Raw genomic sequence first — 20,442 nt, forward strand, 5'->3', positions numbered from 1 at the left:
AGAATCGTTAGCCGCCTATATTCTTTTGCCATTGCCGCTCGGCTTTACGCGCTTTTTGAGGTCCCCCGTGAAAACTGCTGTCGCCCCGCTCGCCCACGAAGTCCGGCCGTCTGCGCTGGATGATGGTGTCGCTGAACTCAATGATGTGTTTATCGAAAAAGGCACCCCGATGTTTATGCGCACGGTACTGGCGCTGTTCTCGGGTGGGTTCGCGACGTTTGCGTTGCTGTATTGCGTGCAGCCGATGATGCCGGTGCTGTCCCATGAATACGGGATCAACGCGGCGCAAAGCAGCCTGATCCTGTCGGTGGCCACGGCGATGCTGGCCATTGGTCTGCTGATTACCGGGCCGATTTCTGACGCCTTCGGGCGTAAACCGGTGATGGTGTTTGCGCTGTTTTCGGCGTCGATCTTTACCGTATTGAGTGCGCTGATGCCCACGTGGGAAGGCGTGCTCATCACACGGGCCTTGGTGGGGTTGTCGCTCAGCGGGCTGGCGGCCGTGGCGATGACGTACCTGAGCGAAGAAATTCACCCGCAGCACATCGGGCTGGCCATGGGTTTGTACATCGGCGGCAACGCCATTGGCGGCATGAGCGGGCGTTTGATCAGCGGCGTGCTGATCGATTTTGTGAGCTGGCACACGGCGATGCTGGTGATCGGCGGGCTGGCCATGGCGGCCGCGCTGGTGTTCGTGAAAATCCTCCCCGAATCGCGCAATTTCCGGCCGCGGGCGATGAACCCGCGCAGCCTGCTGGACGGCTTCACCATGCACTTTCGCGATGCCGGTTTGCCGTGGCTGTTTCTCGAAGCCTTTCTGCTGATGGGCAGCTTTGTGACGCTGTTCAACTACATCGGTTATCGCTTGCTGGCCGATCCGTACAACATGAATCAGGCCGTGGTGGGCTTGCTGTCCATCGTGTATTTGTCAGGCATTTACAGCTCGGCACAGATTGGCGCGCTGGCTGACAAACTGGGGCGTCGTAAAGTGCTGTGGGCTGTGATTGTGTTGATGCTCGCCGGGATCGCCCTGACCCTGCTGGAGCCCATCGCGTGGGTGGTGATCGGCATGTTGCTGTTCACGTTTGGCTTTTTCGGCGCGCATTCGGTGGCCAGCAGTTGGATCGGCCGCCGCGCCACCAAGGCCAAGGGGCAAGCGTCGTCGCTGTACCTGTTCAGTTATTACGCCGGGTCGAGTGTTGCCGGGACGCTGGGCGGTGTGTTCTGGCACGTGGCGGGTTGGAACGGCATCGGCCTGTTCATTGGCGCGCTGTTGGTGGTTGCCCTGTTGGTGGCGCTGCACCTGGCGCGTTTGCCCGCCCTGCCGGGCAATATCAAACACGCTTGATGATGAGCCGGACTTCAAGCAGGCGGTCGCGTTTTTCCAGGTGCAGGCTCTGAAACTCGGCGCCTTCATGCTCGATGCGCGCCAGCCAGGTCAGTAACGCGCCGGCCTCGGCACTGACGGTGACGCGCAGCACGTCGGTATCCATCTCAAATTGCTCGACGTTCAACCCGGCGGCCACGGCGCTTTCACTGAGGCGGGTGGCCAGCGGTTGATCGGGCACTTTCATCGGTTGGACGGGCCGCGTGCGCTGTATTTCACCGGCCAGGGCGAGGTTTTTGTAATAGAGCGCCTGCGCCGTTTGCAGGCGCTGCTGCGCCGGTTGCCACAGCCCGTACACGGCCAACACGCCCGCCAGAAACACCGCCAGCGCCACACACAGTTGGCGGTCGCGGCGCGGCAGTTGCTGCCACGCTTGCCCCCCCGCACGCAGACGAGCCTTCATAAAATATCCTCCAGTGTGAGTAAGGCGTGTACCCGGTTGCCGTGCTGACGGGCATTGCCCACGTTGATCGGCAGCGCACTTTGCTCGCCCCGCTCACGCAACCGCTCAAGCTCAGCGAAGCTGGACGCCGTGATGGTCAAGGCCCAGCCGCCATGTTCACGCCACTCAAGGCGCTGGACATCGACGCTGCTGGCGCCGATCACCTGTTCGACCAAATGGGCCAGACGCACCATGTGGCCGTCGGCGGGCGCGGCGCCCCGTTGCTGTAACCCTCTGAGCTGCGTCGCCAAATCCAGACGGCTGGTTTGGCCCGGATAGAGGATGTTGAAGCGTTCTTCACTCAGGGCGTACAGGCGGGCGGCCTGGGTTTCGAGGTAGCTGCTGCGCGCATGGGTGAAGCCCAGCGCAATGGCCAACGTCAGCCCCACGCAACAGCAGACGCTGCGCCACGGCAGGGCTTTGGCCGCCGGACGAAAGGGCCCTTGCAACAAGTTGATCGCCTCGCCGCCGGACGCACTCAACAGCGTGTTGAGGCGCTCGCCCGGTAATTCGATGAGGTCGGCGGGTAGCCCGGCTTTCACGGTGTCGTAGTCTTGATCCGAGAGCGCCAGCCTGAGGTCCTGCGCGCCGCCGACGAGCCAGCGCCCGTGACAGCGCGCGGCGCAGGCCTGTTCGCGGGGCAGCAGGTCGGCATCCACCCGCACGCTGGCGATGTCCAAGCCCAGCGCCTGCAACTGGTCGAGCACGCGGCTGAAGCGCTGTTTGTGCGTCACCCATAAGGGGTAGCGGCGCTGCGCGTCCATCGGGCCGACGGCGATATGCAGCGCGTCGAGATCGTCAGCCAGTTGTTCTTCAACGGCGAAGGCCAGCGCCTGAAGGCCGGGCCGTCGCTTGTTGGGCCAGGGCTCGGTCAGCAACCAGCTGCACATTTCCATGGGCACGATCACCTGCACGGGGTGGTGCCGGAACGCCGTGGCGGCGTCGTGCAGCCCGCCACGGCACACGCCGGTGTCGTCCTGCCAGAAGTGAACGCAGGCACGTGTGAAGTCGATGTCGTCGCTGCGGGCAAAGTCTTCGGCGGGGAGGTAGAGCCAGCTGTTCATTCGTGGGGTTCGCTGTGTAGGGGCGCGAGAAAGCGTCGCTGCAAAAGACGCCATTGGCCGGTGGTGGAGTGGCGCGCGACGTCACTTTCCAGACGCAAGCGACTTTGACCCAGGCGCACGTGGGTGGTGATCCGAAACCGGTGGCTGTCGATGCCCAGGCCATTGGCCGGAATGCCAAGCCCCCTCAGCGCCGGGAGAAAGGTAAACGCTTCGACGCTGGCATAGCCTTGAGCAGGCCGCTCGGCCACCAGGCGACGGGCCAGATCGGGGGTGATCCCCGCCAACGAGGACAGCAGCGTGACGGAGGCGGTGTTGATGTTGAGCCGCGCGCCTTTGTCCAGCAGGGCGACCCAAGGTTGCATGCGCGCCCACCATTGGGCATCGACCCCCGGCACCTGCCGCAACTGGCTGATGTCACTCAAGCTCAAACCCTGAAATGCGGTGGCCTCGATCGCCGGGACCTTGAGCTGTTTTTGCAGGCGTAGCCAGCGCTGGGCGACGGCGTCGTCGGGCGGGCCTTTGGTCAGCAGCGCGGTGACGTTGAAACGCCCGCTGAGGTCTTCGATGTCAACCTCCACCCGGCCGCCTTCGAGGCTCAAGCCCGGTTCGCCCTCGGCCCAGGCTTGCCCGGCCGCCACCGGTGACGCGGGGTCGGGCAACAGCGTGCGCAAGCGCTCGCGGCCCCAGGCTTCGCCGGCGAAACCCAGCTGGCGCAACTGCAATTGATGGATTTGTTGGGCGTTGCTGTGCAACGACAGCCGCTGGCTGCGCAGCATACCGGCTGTCATCAGCAAGGCCAGGCTCATCACCAGCAACACGGTGATCAAGGCCACGCCTTGCTGGGCGCGGCGCTTCACTCGCCCTCCGGCAGCAACATCACGCGGCGCACCTGCTCAAAACGGCCCACCGATATCTGGAGCTCAAGGGCTTGCGGGGTCTTTTTTCCGTAAGCCTTGCGGGTGGGCCACGCGTTGAGCCAGCCGGTCTTGGCATCAAACAGGCGCCAGCGCACGGCGCGCACATCGCTCAACAGTTGCTGTTTTTGCACTCCGGCCACGCCCACGCCCTGGCTGTAACGCCACAGCACGCCCTGCTCCAGCCGGTAGCTGACGTCTTGCAGTTCGCTGCGCGGTTGGCCCAGCGGATTGCGCCAGTTACCCCGGCGCAGGTTGAGCCGGTCGGGATAGAGCGTCAGGCCGGGCGACTTGGCCGAAGTGTGCACGTGCAAGGCATCGCGCTCGATCAACGCCACCGCCCGTTGCAGGCTGCGCAGCGCCTGTTCATGGGCACTGCTGGCGCGCTCGGCACGCACCACCCCGTCAAACAGGCGCCAGCAACCAATCCCCAGCAGGGTAAAAATGGCCATGGCGATGACCAGTTCGAGCAAGGTGAAACCGGCCTGGGTGTTAGGGCGCATGGTGGACTGCCAGCCAATGCACCCGCGACTGCATGACCTGTGTGCTGCCCGCCGGGCTGACCTCCAGCTCAACCCGCCACAGCCCTGTGCCGGGCTCGCGTGCGAGGCGTTGCTGCACGCGCCAGTCCCGCTGCGCAAACGTGAGGTTAAGGACCGTTTGCCCTTCTGCCAGCGGCTGCGGGCGCAGTTGCAAGTCGCTCAGGTGGTTGTCGGCCAACCAGGCGGCGAACAAGCGCGACTCGACCCGTGCGCTTTGCCCCAGCACATAGCTGCTGGCCGACATGACCGCGGCCGACAGGGTGGCGAAGACGGCCAGCGCGACCATGATCTCCAGCAAGGTGAAGCCTTTTTCAGCGTTCATGGCAACGAGCCGTTGTCGTCGATGCGCGCGTCGTTCAGACCGTCGCTGACGATGCTGCGCCAGCGCACCGGCGGGCTCTCAAGGTGCAGATCAAAGGCGGTGTTTTCGTCGCTGCTCAGCCATATCAACTGTGGCCGGTGGGCGCTGTCGTGGAGCGGGTGAGACTGGCCTTCGAGGGTCAAGGCCAGTTGCAACCCGTCGGGCAGTGGCACGGCAGGTTGCAAGGGCTGCCATTGGTCCTGCGTGAAGCCCATCAGTTGGTAGGCCGTCGGCTCCAGCCGCAAGCCGAATTCGAGCCCTTCGAGCACGGCTTTTTCACGCAGGCCGTGCATCAGGTTCAGCAGCACGTCAGCCTCCTGACGCGCCAGCCGCGCGTGGTTGTCGCCCTGACTGATGCGCACCATCGACGCCATCACGCCGATCAGCACAATGACCACCATCATTTCGATCAAGGTAAACCCTGCCACCGCGCGCCGCATGGCTCACTCGCTCCAGTTACCGATGTCGGCTGCATAGCCCTCCCCCCCGGCCACGCCATCGGCGCCGAAGGAAAACAGGTCGTAACCGGCCGAATGGGTGCCGGGGTTGGCGTACTGATAGGGCGTGCCCCAAGGGTCGAGCGGCAGGCTTTTCAAGTAACCCTGAGGGTTCCAGTTTTTCGCCACCGGCGTACCGGACGGGCGTTTGCTCAACGCGTCGAGACCTTGCTGGGTGGAGGGGTAGTTGAAGGTGTCCAGGCGGTACATTTCCAGCGCCGTGGAAATGGCCTGAATGTCCGTGCGTGCCGCCGTGACTTTGGCCTGATCCGGGCGGCTCATGAATTGCGGCACCACAATGGCGCCGAGCACGCCGATGATGACCACGACCACCATGATTTCGATCAGGGTGAAGCCGCGTTGGGTCGATTTCGAGCACGTGTTCATCAGTCAGTTCACCAGTTGATTGAGGCTAAGAATGGGCAGGAGGATGGCCATCACGATCAATAAAACGACGCCGCCCATGAGCACCAGCATGATGGGTTCGAACAGGCTCACCACCAGGGCGATGCGGGCGGCGAGGGTTTTTTCCTGTTGCTCGGCGGCCCGGGCCAGCATGTTGTCCAGCTCACCGGCGCGTTCGCCGCTGGCAATCAGGTGCAGCATCATGGGCGGGATATCGCCGCTGCGTTCCAGGCCTCGGGCCAGGGTCCCGCCTTCACGCACCGACCGGGCGACCTCGTGCAGGCGTTGGCGGATCGCCAGGTTGGCGATGACCGTGGCCGAGATTTCCAGCGCATCCACCAGCGGCACGGCACTTTTGCCCAGGATCGACAGGGTGCTGGCAAAACGCGCCGCTTCCATGGCCCGCAGTACGCCGCCCACCACCGGCGCGTCGAGCAGCAACCCGTGCCAGCGCAAGGTCAGCCGGGGCTGGCGCAAGGCCCAGCGGGCAGCGCCCACCCCGGCGATCAGGACGATCAGCAAGAGCCCGCCGTAGCGGCGCAGCCCGGTGCTCAGGGCAATCATGGCCTGGGTAAGCACCGGCAGGGCCTGGCCGCTGTTGACGAAAATTTTCACCACATCCGGGACGACATACCCCAGCAAAAACCCGACGATGGCCAACGACGCAAACAACAAGATCATCGGGTACACCAGCGCCAGCTGGATCTTTTGGCGCGCGGCATGACGGGCTTCGGTGTAGTCAGCCAATTGCTCAAGCACGTGCCCCAGATGACCGCTGCGTTCGCCCGCCGCGACGGTGGCGCAGAACAACGCGGGGAACGCACGGGGGAACGCCGACAGCGCGGTGGCCAGCGAATGGCCTTCCATGACACGGCTGCGCACCGCCGCCAGCAAGCTGCCGACCTTGCGCTTGTCGGTTTGCGCGGCCACGGCCAGTAACGCTTCTTCAAGGGGAAGGCCGGCATGCACCAACGTCGACAATTGGCGGGTCAACAAGGCCAGATCGGGCACGCCCAAGCGTGTGCCGGGCTGCCCGAAACGCCCCGCCGTGCGGCCGACGCTGGCTTCGCTCACCTGAAGGGGGCGCAAGCCGCGCTCGCGCAAGCGTTGCCGCGCATGCCGTGCGCTGTCAGCGTGCTGCTGGCCCCGGCAGGTGCGGCCATTGGCGTCCTGCGCGCGATAGTCGAACGTGGGCATGGTCAGTCTTCCTGCGTCACGCGCAGCAGTTCATCCAGGCTGGTGCGGCCTTCGAGCACCCGCCGTTGGCCATCCTGAAACAAGCTCGACGAGCCCCCGCGCGCTTCGCGGGTTAACTGCGCCTCGCTGGCGCCTTGATGAATCAGGCCCGCCAGCGTCGGGGTCACACGCACTAACTCGTAAATCCCGATACGCCCCCGATACCCCTGCTGGCACTGGTCACAGCCCTGTGCGCGATAGAGGGTCACGGCCGCCTGCGGATCAAGCCCGAGCCGTGTACACACCGCCGGGTCGGCGGTGTACGGCACCTTGCAGTCGGGGCACAAGGTGCGCAGCAGACGCTGGGCCAAGACCCCGACCAGCGATGAGGCCAGCAAAAACGCATCGACGCCCATGTCGATCAATCGGGTGACGGCGCCAATGGCGCTGTTGGTGTGCAGGGTGGACAGCACGAGGTGCCCGGTCAGCGAGGCCTGCACGGCAATTTCGGCGGTTTCCCGGTCTCGGATTTCCCCGACCATGACCACATCCGGGTCCTGGCGCAAAATCGCCCGCAAGCCACGGGCAAAGGTCATGTCGACCTTGGTGTTGACCGGCGTCTGGCCAATGCCCGGCACGTGATACTCCACCGGGTCTTCAACGGTCAGGATGTTGCGCGAGGTGTGATTGAGATGACTCAGCGCGGCATACAGGCTGGTGGTTTTGCCGGAGCCGGTTGGCCCGGTCACCAGAAAGATCCCGTGGGGTCGCGCCAGCACCTGCTCAAAACAGGCCAGCGTGTCGGCGGGCATGCCCAGGCGTTCGAGGTCCAGCCGACCGGCCTGTTTATCGAGCAATCGCATCACCACCCGTTCGCCGTGGGACGATGGCAGGGTCGAGACACGCACATCCACCTCATGACCGGCCAGGCGCAAGCTGATGCGGCCATCTTGTGGCACGCGCTTTTCAGCGATGTCCAACCGGGCCATGACCTTGATGCGCGAGACCAGCAGATTGGCCAGCTCACGTTTTGGCCTGAGCACCTCACGCAACTGGCCATCGATGCGCATGCGCACCGACAGGTAATGTTCGAAGGTTTCGAGGTGAACGTCGGACGCTTTTTCACGCATGGCTTCGCGCAGCAACGCGTTGATCAGGCGGATGATCGGCGCGTCCCCTTCTTGCTCCAGCAAGTCGGCGGTCTGCGGCACCTGTTCGGCCGCGCTCATGAGGTCCAGTTCGCTGTCCAGCCCCTGCGCCACCTGCTCGGCGGCGCTCTGCCCCGCGCTGTAGGTGCTGGCCAACGCGGTATTGAAGTCGGCATCCGGCACCCGCTTGAGCACCAGCGCGGTGGCCACCTTGCGCCGCACTTCGGCCAATACGCTTAACGGAGTGTCACTGCGCATCAACAGCGTGGCCGGGGTGCAAGACGCGTCCAGCACGACGCCAAAACGCCGTGCAAAACTGAAAGGCAAACGCGCACTGGATTGGGTCATGGCTGCGCCGGCGTCGACAGGTTGCCGTCAAACATCTGCTGCGGGTCGCGGGGCAGCAGCAACGAGTTGTTGTCTTTGGCCTCAGGCTGACTGAGGGCGCGCAACGCGTCATAGCTCTTTTGGCTCATGGCGTGGATGTCTTCTTTGCTGCGCACGATGGTCGGGCGCAGGAAGACCATCAAGTTGGTTTTGGTCTGGGTGTCTTTATTCCAGCGAAACAGCGCCCCCAGGTACGGGATGCTGCGCAAAAGCGGAACGCCGCTGACCTGAGTGCGCACGCTGTCTTTAATCAGGCCGCCGATCACGATGATTTCACCGTCTTCGGCCAGGATGGTGCTCTTGAGTTTGCGCTTGTTGGTGATCAGGTCACTGGAGCCTTCGAGCGAGGGGGCAAGCTCGGAGCTTTCCTGCTCGACTTCCAGGCGCAAAGAGGAGCCGTCATTGATGTGCGGTTTGATCTTGAGGCTGATGCCGATGTCTTGACGGGTGAAGTTGGTGACGGGGGTTTGTGACCCTTCGCTGGGCGGTACGTAGCTGCTGGTCTTGAAAGGGACGTTTTGCCCGACCAGGATTTCGGCTTCCTGATTGTCCAGGGTCAGCAGGCTCGGGGTGGACAACACGTTGTTGTTAACATCGCTGGCCAGGGCCGAAATCAACGCATTGAAGCGATCACTGCCGATCTGCAAGACCGCCCCTTCGGGTAATTGGGTTTTGCTATCCGAGAGTTGGCCGATTTGAATATTGGTCCCCGGGAAGGTGATCGCGCCCTGCCCGCCGCCTGTGTTCATCCCCCATTGCACGCCCAGGGTTTGGTTAATGTCGCCCGAAATTTCAACGATGGCCGCATGGATCAAGACCTGCGAGCGCGGCTGATCGAGCTGTTTGACGATGGTTTCCAGGGACCGCACCTGCGCCGGGTCCGCCATGATGACCAACGCGTTCTGGCTGATGTCGGCCGCCACCATCGCTTCGCGCTTGCTCACAGCAGCCGTCGCGCCGCCCAAGGGTGCACTGTCCTGCACGCCCTGCCCGACAGCGGCCAGCACCTCGGCCAGCTGTTTGGCATCGCTGTGGCGCAGACGAATCACCCGCGCATTTTCTTGCTTGATGGTGGCGGGTTTATCCAGTGAGTGCGCCAAGGTGTTCAAGCGCATGCGCACTGATTCCGTGCCGATCACCACCAGACGATTGGAACTGCTGTCAGCGATGACCTGCCCGCCACCGGCGTTCTTTTTGTCGATCGTTTTCTCGATGACCGCGGCGATGTCGCTGGCCAGGCCATGGCGCAATTCGATGACCGAATGCCCGAACTGCCCGCCGGCATCGAGCTGGCGCGCCAATTGGACAATCCGTTGGGTGTTGGCCGCTGTATCGGTGACGACCAGCGCATTGGCTGAAGTCGAAGGCCCGACATAGCCATTGTTTGACACAAGGGGGCGCAACAACCCGGACAAGTCGGCGGCGACGCTGGTGTTCAGCTCGATGATTTCAGTGACGAATTCTTCATCCAGCGCTGGGCGAGTGCCGGCTGTGCTGGCCCGGGTTTTGGCGTCTGCCGCCGGAATAATCAATAAACGTTCACCCTGATCGACCACCGCAAACCCTTGGGCTTCCAGTACCGAGTAGAACAAGTTGCGCACGCCTTCGCGATCAAGCGGCTGATCGGAGATCACCGTAATGCGCCCCTGAACACGCGGGTCGAGCACCACCGTGGCGCCCAGCACGCTGGACATGTGCTGCACCACATCGCGCAACTCGGCGTCTTTCATTGCCAGTTGCCACGACGGCGCTTGAGCAAGCACCGGGCTTGCAAAAAACAGCGCGCTGCACAGCGTGCTACGCAGCAGTAAGCGGCCGATGCCGAACCTGTGTGGCCTGTTCATGGTGAGTCCCTAAGGTTGTTCGGCAACGGGCCGCAAATAAGTGGAAGCAGGCTGCGCTTTGGGGGCATCAGCCTGTGTAACCGGCAGCAGGTACTGCCCGGCGGATTCGAGGACCAGGCTTTCTTCCCGGCCATTACGCCAAAGCACCACGCGGGACACTTCAATACGGCGTAAAACACTGCCGCCCGGCAGGCGATCGCCCACGCTGTAAAAACGTGCCTCGCGGGCACCGGCCAGCAGCGCGCGGGACTGGCCCTGGCTGGAAACCAGACTGGCGCGTAACGTCAGCGCCTCGGCACTGCGCACGGCTGCGCCCTGCGGGGCAAACCCCAGGACCGTCGCGATGCCATTGGGGTTGAACACCACGGGCTTCGAAGGGGGGGCAGCCTCAAGGGGGGTCAACGCGGTCAGGCCGGGCAATGCGGTGCGATACGCCCACTCTTGCCAGGCATGCCAGAGCGCCACGCCTACCGGCAGCGCAATCAGGCATAGCGTCAGGATCAGCCGTGAAGACCGCGTCGCTAAAATTGCTGAAATACTCAAATCCTGACCGTCCGCCTGCTGTGTGCCCTGCTATTGATCGGTGCCTTGTGCAAAGGCCTAGAAAAACATGCCCTTGAGTACCGGCCTGCCCGTGAGGTGATGCTTGATCACTGCGGCTACGTGCATGAACAGCAACAGCGCCAACCCATAACAGGCCAAGGTATGAGAGTCAGAAAACCATCGATGCAATCGTGGGTCGGTTATCACGGCAGGGATGTAAAAGAGGCCGAACACATCGATGTCGCGATTCATCATCAGAAATCCCGACACAATCACGATCAGCGTCGTTATATAAATCAAGTTGTGAACAACAAATGCGGCATAACGCATGACATCGCTTGATCTCAATACGTCGGCATAGCCTTTACCGAACGACACACACATTCGAAACACAAAGACAGGTGCAAACAACGTGGCCAACGCAACATTAAAGGCACTCACCGCACCTTTGACTTCGGGGATGCGCGTAATAAGTGCAGCGTAATAACCGGAGGCCATCAACCACACAATGATCATCATCGAAATAGCATGTAACCCTTTCTGCAACCCGGAATACGTCGAGTGATTCACAGCGTCAATCCCGAATACTTTAAAAGACATCCACTTTTTATTAAGCGCAAACATCGGCAAGAAGGCCAAGCCGCGTGAGTCACGCGCCTTGGCCTCTATTTGCTTTAGTTCAGCTCAGTCCAGGCATCCGCCCAGTTCGAACCCACACCCGGCTCGAAACCGTTGGCAGTCGGCGCGTACTGAGAGCACCAGCCCGAGAACGGGAACGGCTTGCACTCGTATACCTTGTCGTTTTTCGGCTGAAGCACCTTGGTGCCCGCCTTGTATTGCTTCACACCTTCAGGGAACACGAAATCGAAGTCATGCTCGGCAGCATCGCCGGTCAGGTTCAACGACTTGGCTTCCTGGAAGTTTTCACGACCGTCCTGGCTGCTGGCGATCAGCTTCAAGGTATGCTCGCCCGGCGCGCTGATCACCGGAACAACGAGTTGTTCGGTGGATGCATTCAGGGTCTGTTTGACGGTGCCGACAGACTTGTTATTGGCATCGTAAACGGTGGCATCGACGTTGATTTCCTTGTTGGTCATCACGGTGAAGCCGACATTGCCGCGGCCTTTTTCCAGTACGTATTGCGGCTTGACGTCATGCACATGCATGTACGCATCCGGGTCCGGGACCATGATGGTCTGCATCTGGTAGCTGGTCACGCCTGTTTGCGGCTTGACGTAAAAGATGTTGGTGCCCTTGATCGGCTCGATGTTGCCTTCGGCATTGCGAACGCCTGCACGCACCGATTTGTCAGCGGCATTGACCGCCTGAGCCAGTTTGAGCGACCAGTTTTGCGGCTTGCCTTCTTCAACCGAGTCGATGCCTACCGAGAAGCTGTACTCGGCGCTCTCGGCACTTCCGGTAAAGGCGCGGGCCTTGACCGAATCACCCGGCATCAGCGCTTGGGTGGGGGCAAGGGCACTCACACGCTTCCAACCATCCGGGTCGGGCTCGTACTCGGACTCTGCCGTGATATTCACGTCAACAACGTCATAGAACGTGGCGCCGGTGTCATCGATGGTCCAGGTGCCCAGAATGACGTGGTGGCCGCTGCGATCGCCGGGAATGGTGCACGCGTGTTTTTGCTTGAGCGGGCCATTGCCGCCAGCCGCCCCGTCAATGGGCACCGCGCCGCCGCCTTCAACGGTACAGAAGGGTGTCAGCTCAAAAGCGTCACGGGCCAATGGCAGGTTAGGGTTCCAGCCCGTTTTGGTAATGAAGTATTCCCACTTGGTCGTTTTGTGAGCGGCGGTGAAAAACCAGCTGAACGACGTGTTGCGGTCGTTGATTTCGGTCAAATGCCAACGGTCCGGGGACTGGGCATCCATGGCTGCAAACAGGGCGTTTTCGCCACTGGCGATCTTGCCGTCAGCCGGGCCCAATGCCGGGAAGCCTTTGGGTGCTTCACCGACGGTTTGAGGTTCATATTCAGCAGGGCCGCAGTCGGCATTCAATTTTTGCTGACAGGCATAAGCGCGCGAAGGCGGGCTGTCCATGTAGCCATGGGCCGCAACCTGTTGCGATGCAAACATCGCGGCCATCAGCGTTAACGACGATACACAGCCCGTTAAAGTTAACGACCTTGAACGTGAAGACTTCATATGTAACCTCATATTATTTTTTATTCAGACGTGATGCATTTCGCGCATTAATCAAACGCACGCTCATCAGTAACTCAACAACATGAACAATTAACTTCCTAAATAAAAACTACAAAACACAAAGAAAATTCCTTCAATACTTTTCTTCATAGCAGTTTAAATTCAGTCGACACCCCCGGGAGGTGGGAGATTTTACCGTCTTACATTGATTAGTCTGTAAGGTAATACGTCGCTTAAGGTAGGGAATTTCTTATGACTTGTAAGTTTCAGCTCCGCGCATTGAGTTAATGAACGGTTGTTATGGCGTGTTTTAAAACACGTCTGCACGGGCGCGCCGTACATACAAAAATGCCCGGCATTAGCCGGGCATTGGGTGTAATGCGAAATACTTAAACGTGGTATTGCGCCGAAAACTCGTGCACTGCGCTGATGAAGGCGCCAGCGTGTTCGGGTTTCACTTCTGGGGTGATGCCATGGCCCAGGTTGAACACGTGCCCCGAACCGTTGCCGTAGCTGGCCAGAATGCGCTTGACCTCAGTACGGATCGCTTCCGGGTTGGCGTACAGCACGGTCGGGTCCATGTTGCCCTGCAAGGCGACTTTGTTGCCGACGCGACGGCGGGCTTCGCCCAGGTCGCAGGTCCAGTCCAGACCCAATGCATCCGCGCCTGCATCGGCAATGCTTTCGAGCCACAGGCCGCCGTTTTTGGTGAAGAGGATGACGGGCACTTTACGGCCTTCGTGCTCGCGGATCAGGCCGCTGACGATTTTGCGCATGTAGGCCAGGGAGAACTCCTGATAGGCCGCCGAGGACAGGTTGCCGCCCCACGTGTCGAAGATCTGCACTGCTTGCGCGCCCGCGAGGATCTGGCCGTTGAGGTACGACGTCACCGACTGCGCCAGCTTGTCGAGCAGCAAGTGCATGGCCTGCGGGGTGTCGTAGAGCATGGCTTTGGTTTTGCGGAAGTCTTTGGACGAACCGCCTTCGACCATGTACGTGGCCAGCGTCCACGGGCTGCCGGAGAAACCGATCAGCGGCACGCGGCCGTTGAGTTCCTTGCGGATGGTGCTGACCGCGTTCATCACATAACCGAGGTCTTTTTGCGGGTCCGGGATCGGCAGGGCTTCGATGTCGGCCAGGGTGCTGACCACCTTTTTGAAGCGCGGGCCTTCGCCGGTTTCAAAATACAGACCCTGCCCCATGGCATCAGGGATGGTCAGGATGTCGGAAAACAGGATCGCGGCATCGAGCTGCGGGAAGCGGTCCAGAGGCTGCATGGTGACTTCGCACGCGAACTCGGCGTTCTTGCACAGGCTCATGAAATCACCGGCCTTGGCGCGGCTGGCGCGGTATTCCGGCAAGTAGCGACCGGCCTGACGCATCATCCACACAGGCGTTACGTCAACGGGTTGCTTGAGCAAAGCGCGAAGGAAACGGTCATTCTTGAGATCAGTCATGTCAGCATCCGGAAAAAAAGTGCGGGCATTTTCTCAGAGACGGACACAAAAGGCACGGCAAGAGCCGTGCCTTTTATCTATCGGGGCGATTTGCCGCGGAGGGGGGGCAGTTTTTCCCTCACCCCAGCCCTCTCCTACGGGGAGAGAATTAGGGTGAGGGCCGGGTCAGACGCCCAAGTAATCCAGAATCCCTTCCGCCGCCGTACGGCCTTCAAAGATGGCGGTGACGACCAGGTCTGAACCACGCACCATGTCACCACCGGCGAAGATCTTCGGGTGGCTGGTCTGGTGTTTGAACGATGACTGCTCGGGCGCAATGACGCGGCCCTGGCTGTCGGTCCGGATGTCGAACTGTTCAAACCACTGCGCCGGGCTCGGGCGGAACCCGAACGCGATGATCACCGCATCCGCCGGGATGATCTCTTCAGAACCGGGGATCGGCTCGGGGCTGCGACGACCACGGGCATCCGGCTCGCCCAGACGGGTCTCGACCACTTTCACGCCTTCAACCCGACCTTCACCCACAATGGCAATCGGCTGACGGTTGTAGAGGAATTTCACGCCTTCTTCCTTGGCGTTTTTCACCTCTTTGCGCGAACCCGGCATGTTGGCTTCGTCACGACGGTACGCACAGGTCACGGACTTGGCACCCTGGCGGATGGAGGTGCGGTTGCAGTCCATCGCGGTGTCGCCACCCCCCAGCACTACAATCCTTTTGCCTTTCATGTCGACGAAATCGTCCGGCGACTTTTCAAAGCCCAGGTTGCGGTTGACGTTGGCAATCAGAAAGTCCAGCGCGTCGTGTACGCCCGGCAAGTCTTCACCGGCAAAGCCGCCTTTCATGTAGGTGTAGGTGCCCATGCCCATGAAGACCGCGTCGTACTCGTCCAGCAGCTGTTGCATGCTGATGTCTTTGCCGATTTCAGTGTTGAGGCGGAACTCGATGCCCATGCCGGTGAAGACTTCGCGACGGTGGCTGAGCACGGTTTTTTCCAGCTTGAACTCCGGAATACCGAAGGTCAGCAGACCGCCGATTTCCGGGTTTTTGTCGAACACCACCGGGGTCACGCCGCCACGCACCAGCACGTCGGCACACCCCAGGCCCGCAGGCCCGGCACCAATGATGGCGACGCGCTTGCCGGTCGGCACGACCTTGGACATGTCCGGGCGCCAGCCCATGGCAAAGGCGGTGTCGGTGATGTACTTCTCGACCGAACCGATGGTGACAGCGCCAAAGCCGTCATTGAGGGTGCAGGCACCCTCGCACAGGCGGTCTTGCGGGCACACCCGGCCGCACACTTCGGGCAGGGTGTTGGTCTGGTGCGACAGCTCGGCGGCGGCCAGGATGTTGCCCTCGGCCACCAGCTTGAGCCAGTTGGGAATGAAGTTATGCACAGGGCATTTCCATTCACAGTACGGGTTGCCGCAACCCAGGCAGCGGTGGGCCTGCTCGGCCGACTGCTGGGGTTTGAACGGTTCGTAGATTTCCACGAACTCTTTTTTGCGTTGACGTAACAGTTTCTTCTTCGGATCTTTGCGCCCGACATCGATGAACTGGAAGTCGTTACTCAGACGTTCAGCCATGGTTAAAACCTCATCACACTCTTCAGGCGCATATCACTGCGGGTTGGCACGGATGCTGGAAAGCAACGATTTCAAGCTGGCAGCCTTGGGCTTGACCATCCAGAAACGACGCAGGTAATCATCGAGGTTTTCCGAGAGGTTACGGCCCCACTCGCTGTTGGTTTCCTCGACGTATTCGTCCAGCACGTGTTGCAGGTGGTTGCGGTAGGCTTCCATCGCTTCGCCACTGATGCGCTGGATTTCAACCAGTTCGTGGTTCACCCGGTCAACGAAGGTGTTGTCCTGATCCAGCACGTAGGCGAAACCGCCAGTCATGCCCGAACCGAAGTTGTAACCGGTTTTGCCCAGTACGCAGACAAACCCGCCTGTCATGTATTCACAGCAGTGGTCGCCCGTGCCTTCCACAACGGTGTGGGCACCCGAGTTACGCACCGCAAAACGCTCACCCGCCGTACCCGCGGCAAACAACTTGCCGCCTGTGGCGCCGTACAGGCAGGTGTTACCGATAATCGCGCTGTCCTGGGTTTTGTAGACGCTACCGGTCGGCGGCACGATCACCAGCTTGCCGCCGGTCATGCCTTTGCCGACGTAGTCATTGGCATCGCCTTGCAGGTAGAGGTTCAAACCTCCGGCGTTCCACACCCCAAAGCTCTGACCCGCCGTGCCTTTGAAGCGGAACGTGATCGGGGCCTTGGCCATGCCCTGATTGCCGTGGGTGCGGGCGATTTCACCGGAGATCCGCGCGCCGATCGAACGGTCGCAGTTGCAGATGTCGAGGTCGAACTCGGCACCGCTCAGGTCGTTGATCGCCGGGCGCGCCATGTCGAGCATTTTTTCGGCCAGCAGGCCTTTGTCGAATGGCGGGTTGCGCTCCACTTCGCAGAACTGCGGCTTGTCGGCAGGCACGTTGTCGCTGCCCAGCAACGGGGTCATGTCGAGGTGATGCTGCTTGGCGGTTTCGCCCGGCAGGATCTCCAGCAAATCGGTGCGTCCGATCAGCTGTTCAAGGCTGCGTACACCGAGCTTGGCCAGCCACTCGCGGGTTTCTTCGGCCACGTAGGTGAAGAAGTTGACCACCATGTCGACGGTGCCGATGTAGTGATTTTTACGCAGTGATTCGTTCTGCGTTGCCACACCGGTGGCGCAGTTGTTCAAGTGGCAGATCCGCAGGTATTTGCAGCCCAGGGCGATCATCGGCGCGGTGCCGAAGCCGAAGCTTTCCGCCCCAAGGATCGCGGCCTTGATCACGTCGAGGCCGGTTTTCAGCCCGCCGTCGGTCTGCACCCGCACCTTGCCGCGCAGGTCGTTGCCTCGCAGGGTTTGGTGGGTTTCAGCCAACCCCAGTTCCCACGGAGCGCCCGCGTATTTGATGGAGGTGAGCGGCGAAGCGCCGGTGCCGCCGTCATAACCGGAAATGGTGATCAGGTCGGCATAGGCCTTGGCCACGCCAGCGGCGATGGTGCCGACGCCGGCTTCGGCCACCAGCTTCACCGAGACCAGGGCCTTCGGGTTGACTTGCTTGAGGTCGAAAATCAGCTGCGACAAGTCTTCAATCGAGTAGATGTCATGGTGCGGCGGCGGCGAAATCAGGGTCACGCCCGGTACGGCATAGCGCAGCTTGGCGATCAGGCCATTGACCTTGCCACCCGGAAGTTGCCCGCCCTCACCCGGCTTGGCGCCCTGGGCCACCTTGATTTGCAGCACTTCAGCGTTGACCAGGTATTCCGGGGTCACGCCAAAACGGCCGGTGGCCACTTGTTTGATTTTCGAGCTTTTGATCGTGCCGTAACGCGCCGGGTCTTCGCCGCCCTCACCGGAGTTGGAGCGTGCGCCCAACCGGTTCATGGCTTCGGCCAGCGCTTCGTGCGCTTCGGGCGACAACGCGCCAAGCGAGATACCGGCCGAGTCGAACCGCTTGAGGATTGACTCCAGCGGTTCGATCTCTTCGATGGCCAGCGGCGTGTCGAGGGTTTTGACCTGCAACAGGTCACGGATCATCGACACCGGGCGCTTGTCGACCAGTGACGTGTATTCCTTGAATTTGTTGTAGTCGCCCTGTTGCACGGCGGCTTGCAGGGTGGCGACCACGTCCGGGTTGTAGGCGTGGTATTCGCCGCCATGCACGTATTTGAGCAGGCCGCCTTGCTGGATCGGCTTGCGCGCACTCCAGGCTTCGGCCGCCAGCAGTTTTTGCTCGGCTTCAAGGTCGACAAACCGCGCGCCCTTGAGGCGGCTCGGCACGCCACGGAAGCTCAGGTCGCAGATTTCTTCGGACAGGCCGATGGCTTCGAACAGCTGCGCACCGCGGTACGACGCGATGGTCGAAATGCCCATCTTCGACAGGATTTTGAGCAGGCCTTTGGTGATGCCTTTGCGGTAGTTCTTGAACACCTCGTAAAGGTCGCCCAGCACTTCGCCTGTGCGGATCAGGTCGCCCAGCACTTCGTAGGCCAAAAACGGGTACACCGCCGACGCACCAAAGCCGATCAGCACTGCGAAGTGGTGCGGGTCACGGGCAGTCGCGGTTTCGACCAGGATGTTGCTGTCACACCGCAAACCTTTTTCGGTCAGGCGGTGGTGAACGGCGCCGACCGCCAGCGAAGCGTGAACCGGCAACTTGCCGGGCGCGATATGCCGGTCGCTGAGCACAATTTGTGTACGGCCCGCACGGGCCGCTTCTTCGGCCTGATCCGCGATGTTACGCACGGCCGCTTCGAGCCCCAGGCGCTCGTCGTAGTTGAGGTCGATGATCTGACGCTCGAAGCCCGGCAGGTTGAGGTTCATCAACGAACGCCATTTGGCAGGCGAGATGACCGGCGAGCTGAGGATCACGCGCGAAGCGTGTTCAGGGGATTCCTGGAAAATATTGCGCTCTGCACCCAGGCAGATTTCCAGCGACATGACGATGGCTTCACGCAGCGGGTCAATCGGCGGGTTAGTCACCTGCGCAAATTGCTGGCGGAAGTAGTCGTACGGCGTGCGCACGCGCTGGGACAGCACGGCCATGGGCGTGTCATCGCCCATGGAGCCGACCGCTTCGTAGCCCTGCTCGCCCAGTGGGCGCAGTACCTGATCGCGCTCTTCGAACGTGACCTGATACATCTTCATGTACTGCTTGAGCTGATCGACGTCGTAAAACGCCGAACCGTGGTCGTGGTCATCGATGGTGGCCTGAATGCGCAGCGCATTCTTGCGCAGCCATTGCTTATACGGATGGCGCGACTTCAGGCGGTTGTCGATGGCGTCGGTGTCCAGCACCTGACCGGTTTCGGTGTCGACCGCCAGAATCTGGCCCGGCCCTACGCGGCCTTTGGCAATCACGTCTTCGGGCTGGTAGTTCCACACGCCGATTTCCGAGGCGATGGTGATGTAGCCGTTGGTGGTCGTGACCCAGCGCGCCGGGCGCAGGCCGTTGCGGTCGAGCAGGCAAACGGCATAGCGGCCATCTGTCATGACGACGCCTGCCGGGCCGTCCCACGGCTCCATGTGCATGGAGTTGTACTCATAAAACGCCCGCAGGTCGGGGTCCATGGTTTCAACGTTTTGCCAGGCCGGTGGAATCAGCATGCGCACGCCACGGAACAGGTCGATGCCGCCGGTGACCATCAACTCCAACATGTTGTCCATGCTTGAGGAGTCGGAACCCACGCGGTTAACCAGCGGGCCGAGTTCGTCCAGATCGCCGATCAGGTCGTTGGCGAACTTGGTGCGACGGGCCAGTGCCCAGTTGCGGTTGCCGGTGATGGTGTTGATCTCGCCGTTGTGGGCGAGGAAGCGGAATGGCTGGGCCAGCGGCCATTTCGGCAAGGTGTTGGTGGAAAAACGCTGGTGGAACACGCAGATCGCGGTTTGCAGGCGCTCGTCGCTGAGGTCCGGATAGAAGGCGGTGAGGTCCGCCGGCATCATCAGGCCTTTGTAAATGATGGTCTTGTGGGAAAAGCTGCAGATGTAGTGGTCGGTGTCGGCGGCGTTGGCCACTGACGAACGACGACGTGCGCTGAACAGTTTGATCGCCATGTCCTGATCGCTCAGGCCTTCACCGGCAATGAACACTTGCTCGATCTGCGGCAAACGCTCCAGCGCCAGACGACCCAGTACACGGGTGTCAATCGGCACCTTGCGCCAGCCCACCAGTTGCAGGCCCGCCGCGAGGATTTCGCGGTTCATGTTATTGCGGGCCGCTTCGGCCTTGATCGGGTCCTGGTTGAAAAACACCATGCCGACCGCATATTGCTTGGGTAATTGGCTGCCGAAGTGTTGCTGGGCGATTGCACGCAAGAACACATCGGGCTTTTGAATCAGCAGGCCACAACCGTCGCCGGTCTTGCCGTCTGCGTTGATCCCACCGCGGTGGGTCATGCAGGTCAGTGCCTCAATGGCTGTTTGTAGAAGGGTATGACTGGGTTCGCCCTGCATGTGGGCAATCAGGCCGAAACCACAGTTATCCTTGAATTCGTCGGGGTGGTACAGACCTGCTTTCATAGACACTTTCTCACCAGGCTGCCCCAAAAAGGGGCAAATTTCTTTTTAAT

Annotated in this window: 17 protein-coding genes; 1 reads left to right on the forward strand and 16 read right to left on the reverse strand. The window is 61.2% G+C overall.

From position 1 onward, the window contains the following. Positions 1-115: 115 nt before the first annotated feature. Positions 116-1,348: an MFS transporter gene (locus IF654_RS21135; protein WP_418889558.1), complete on the forward strand. Its 1,233-nt coding sequence runs from the start codon at positions 116-118 to the stop codon at positions 1,346-1,348. Here IF654_RS21135 and gspM read toward each other — a convergent pair. From gspM to gltB, 16 genes are all read right to left on the reverse strand, one after another. After that, on the reverse strand, positions 1,335-1,790 hold the full coding sequence (gene gspM, locus IF654_RS21140; protein ID WP_094988265.1) for a type II secretion system protein GspM: 456 nt from the start codon (positions 1,788-1,790) through the stop codon (positions 1,335-1,337). The two genes, IF654_RS21135 and gspM, sit on opposite strands and share 14 nt — an antisense overlap. Continuing rightward, entirely contained in the window at positions 1,787-2,893 is a 1,107-nt protein-coding gene (gene gspL / locus IF654_RS21145; RefSeq protein ID WP_169835839.1) for a type II secretion system protein GspL, read from the reverse strand. Before gspL ends, gspM begins: the two co-directional genes overlap by 4 nt. Next, positions 2,890-3,750 carry a type II secretion system protein GspK gene (locus IF654_RS21150; protein ID WP_047274946.1) on the reverse strand — a complete coding sequence of 287 codons (861 nt, stop codon included), beginning with the start codon at positions 3,748-3,750 and terminating at the stop codon, positions 2,890-2,892. Before IF654_RS21150 ends, gspL begins: the two co-directional genes overlap by 4 nt. Next, positions 3,747-4,310 (reverse strand): type II secretion system protein GspJ, encoded by a 564-nt coding sequence (locus IF654_RS21155; protein ID WP_094988263.1) that lies wholly within the window; start codon positions 4,308-4,310, stop codon positions 3,747-3,749. Before IF654_RS21155 ends, IF654_RS21150 begins: the two co-directional genes overlap by 4 nt. Then, on the reverse strand, positions 4,300-4,671 hold the full coding sequence (gspI, locus tag IF654_RS21160; RefSeq protein WP_047279891.1) for a type II secretion system minor pseudopilin GspI: 372 nt from the start codon (positions 4,669-4,671) through the stop codon (positions 4,300-4,302). The genes IF654_RS21155 and gspI overlap by 11 nt, the downstream gene beginning before the upstream one ends. Further along, a complete protein-coding gene (gene gspH / locus IF654_RS21165) occupies positions 4,668-5,150 on the reverse strand; it encodes a type II secretion system minor pseudopilin GspH (protein ID WP_047273007.1) in 483 nt (160 codons plus the stop codon). Before gspH ends, gspI begins: the two co-directional genes overlap by 4 nt. Before the next feature lie 3 nt (positions 5,151-5,153). Next, a complete protein-coding gene (gene gspG, locus IF654_RS21170; RefSeq protein WP_047273006.1) occupies positions 5,154-5,594 on the reverse strand; it encodes a type II secretion system major pseudopilin GspG in 441 nt (146 codons plus the stop codon). A gap of 3 nt (positions 5,595-5,597) precedes the next feature. Continuing rightward, a complete protein-coding gene (gene gspF, locus IF654_RS21175) occupies positions 5,598-6,809 on the reverse strand; it encodes a type II secretion system inner membrane protein GspF (protein ID WP_047279890.1) in 1,212 nt (403 codons plus the stop codon). Positions 6,810-6,811: 2 nt separating this feature from the next. Further along, positions 6,812-8,284 carry a type II secretion system ATPase GspE gene (gspE, locus tag IF654_RS21180; protein WP_047279889.1) on the reverse strand — a complete coding sequence of 491 codons (1,473 nt, stop codon included), beginning with the start codon at positions 8,282-8,284 and terminating at the stop codon, positions 6,812-6,814. Then, positions 8,281-10,167 carry a type II secretion system secretin GspD gene (gspD, locus tag IF654_RS21185; protein WP_194862088.1) on the reverse strand — a complete coding sequence of 629 codons (1,887 nt, stop codon included), beginning with the start codon at positions 10,165-10,167 and terminating at the stop codon, positions 8,281-8,283. The genes gspE and gspD overlap by 4 nt, the downstream gene beginning before the upstream one ends. A gap of 9 nt (positions 10,168-10,176) precedes the next feature. Next, entirely contained in the window at positions 10,177-10,710 is a 534-nt protein-coding gene (locus IF654_RS21190; RefSeq protein WP_194862087.1) for a type II secretion system protein N, read from the reverse strand. A gap of 57 nt (positions 10,711-10,767) precedes the next feature. Beyond that, positions 10,768-11,310 carry a cytochrome b gene (locus IF654_RS21195; RefSeq protein WP_052892895.1) on the reverse strand — a complete coding sequence of 181 codons (543 nt, stop codon included), beginning with the start codon at positions 11,308-11,310 and terminating at the stop codon, positions 10,768-10,770. Between the two features lie 74 nt (positions 11,311-11,384). Further along, on the reverse strand, positions 11,385-12,881 hold the full coding sequence (gene gbpA, locus IF654_RS21200; RefSeq protein ID WP_418889547.1) for an N-acetylglucosamine-binding protein GbpA: 1,497 nt from the start codon (positions 12,879-12,881) through the stop codon (positions 11,385-11,387). 377 nt (positions 12,882-13,258) lie between these two features. After that, on the reverse strand, positions 13,259-14,326 hold the full coding sequence (gene hemE / locus IF654_RS21205) for a uroporphyrinogen decarboxylase (protein ID WP_047274927.1): 1,068 nt from the start codon (positions 14,324-14,326) through the stop codon (positions 13,259-13,261). A gap of 165 nt (positions 14,327-14,491) precedes the next feature. Further along, a complete protein-coding gene (locus tag IF654_RS21210; RefSeq protein WP_047272998.1) occupies positions 14,492-15,910 on the reverse strand; it encodes an FAD-dependent oxidoreductase in 1,419 nt (472 codons plus the stop codon). Between the two features lie 33 nt (positions 15,911-15,943). Next, positions 15,944-20,392, reverse strand: a complete 4,449-nt coding sequence (gene gltB, locus IF654_RS21215; RefSeq protein WP_194862086.1) for a glutamate synthase large subunit — start codon at positions 20,390-20,392, stop codon at positions 15,944-15,946. Between the last annotated feature and the right edge of the window lie 50 nt (positions 20,393-20,442).

The organism is Pseudomonas lundensis (assembly GCF_015377145.2).
Taxonomy (GTDB): domain Bacteria; phylum Pseudomonadota; class Gammaproteobacteria; order Pseudomonadales; family Pseudomonadaceae; genus Aquipseudomonas; species Aquipseudomonas lundensis.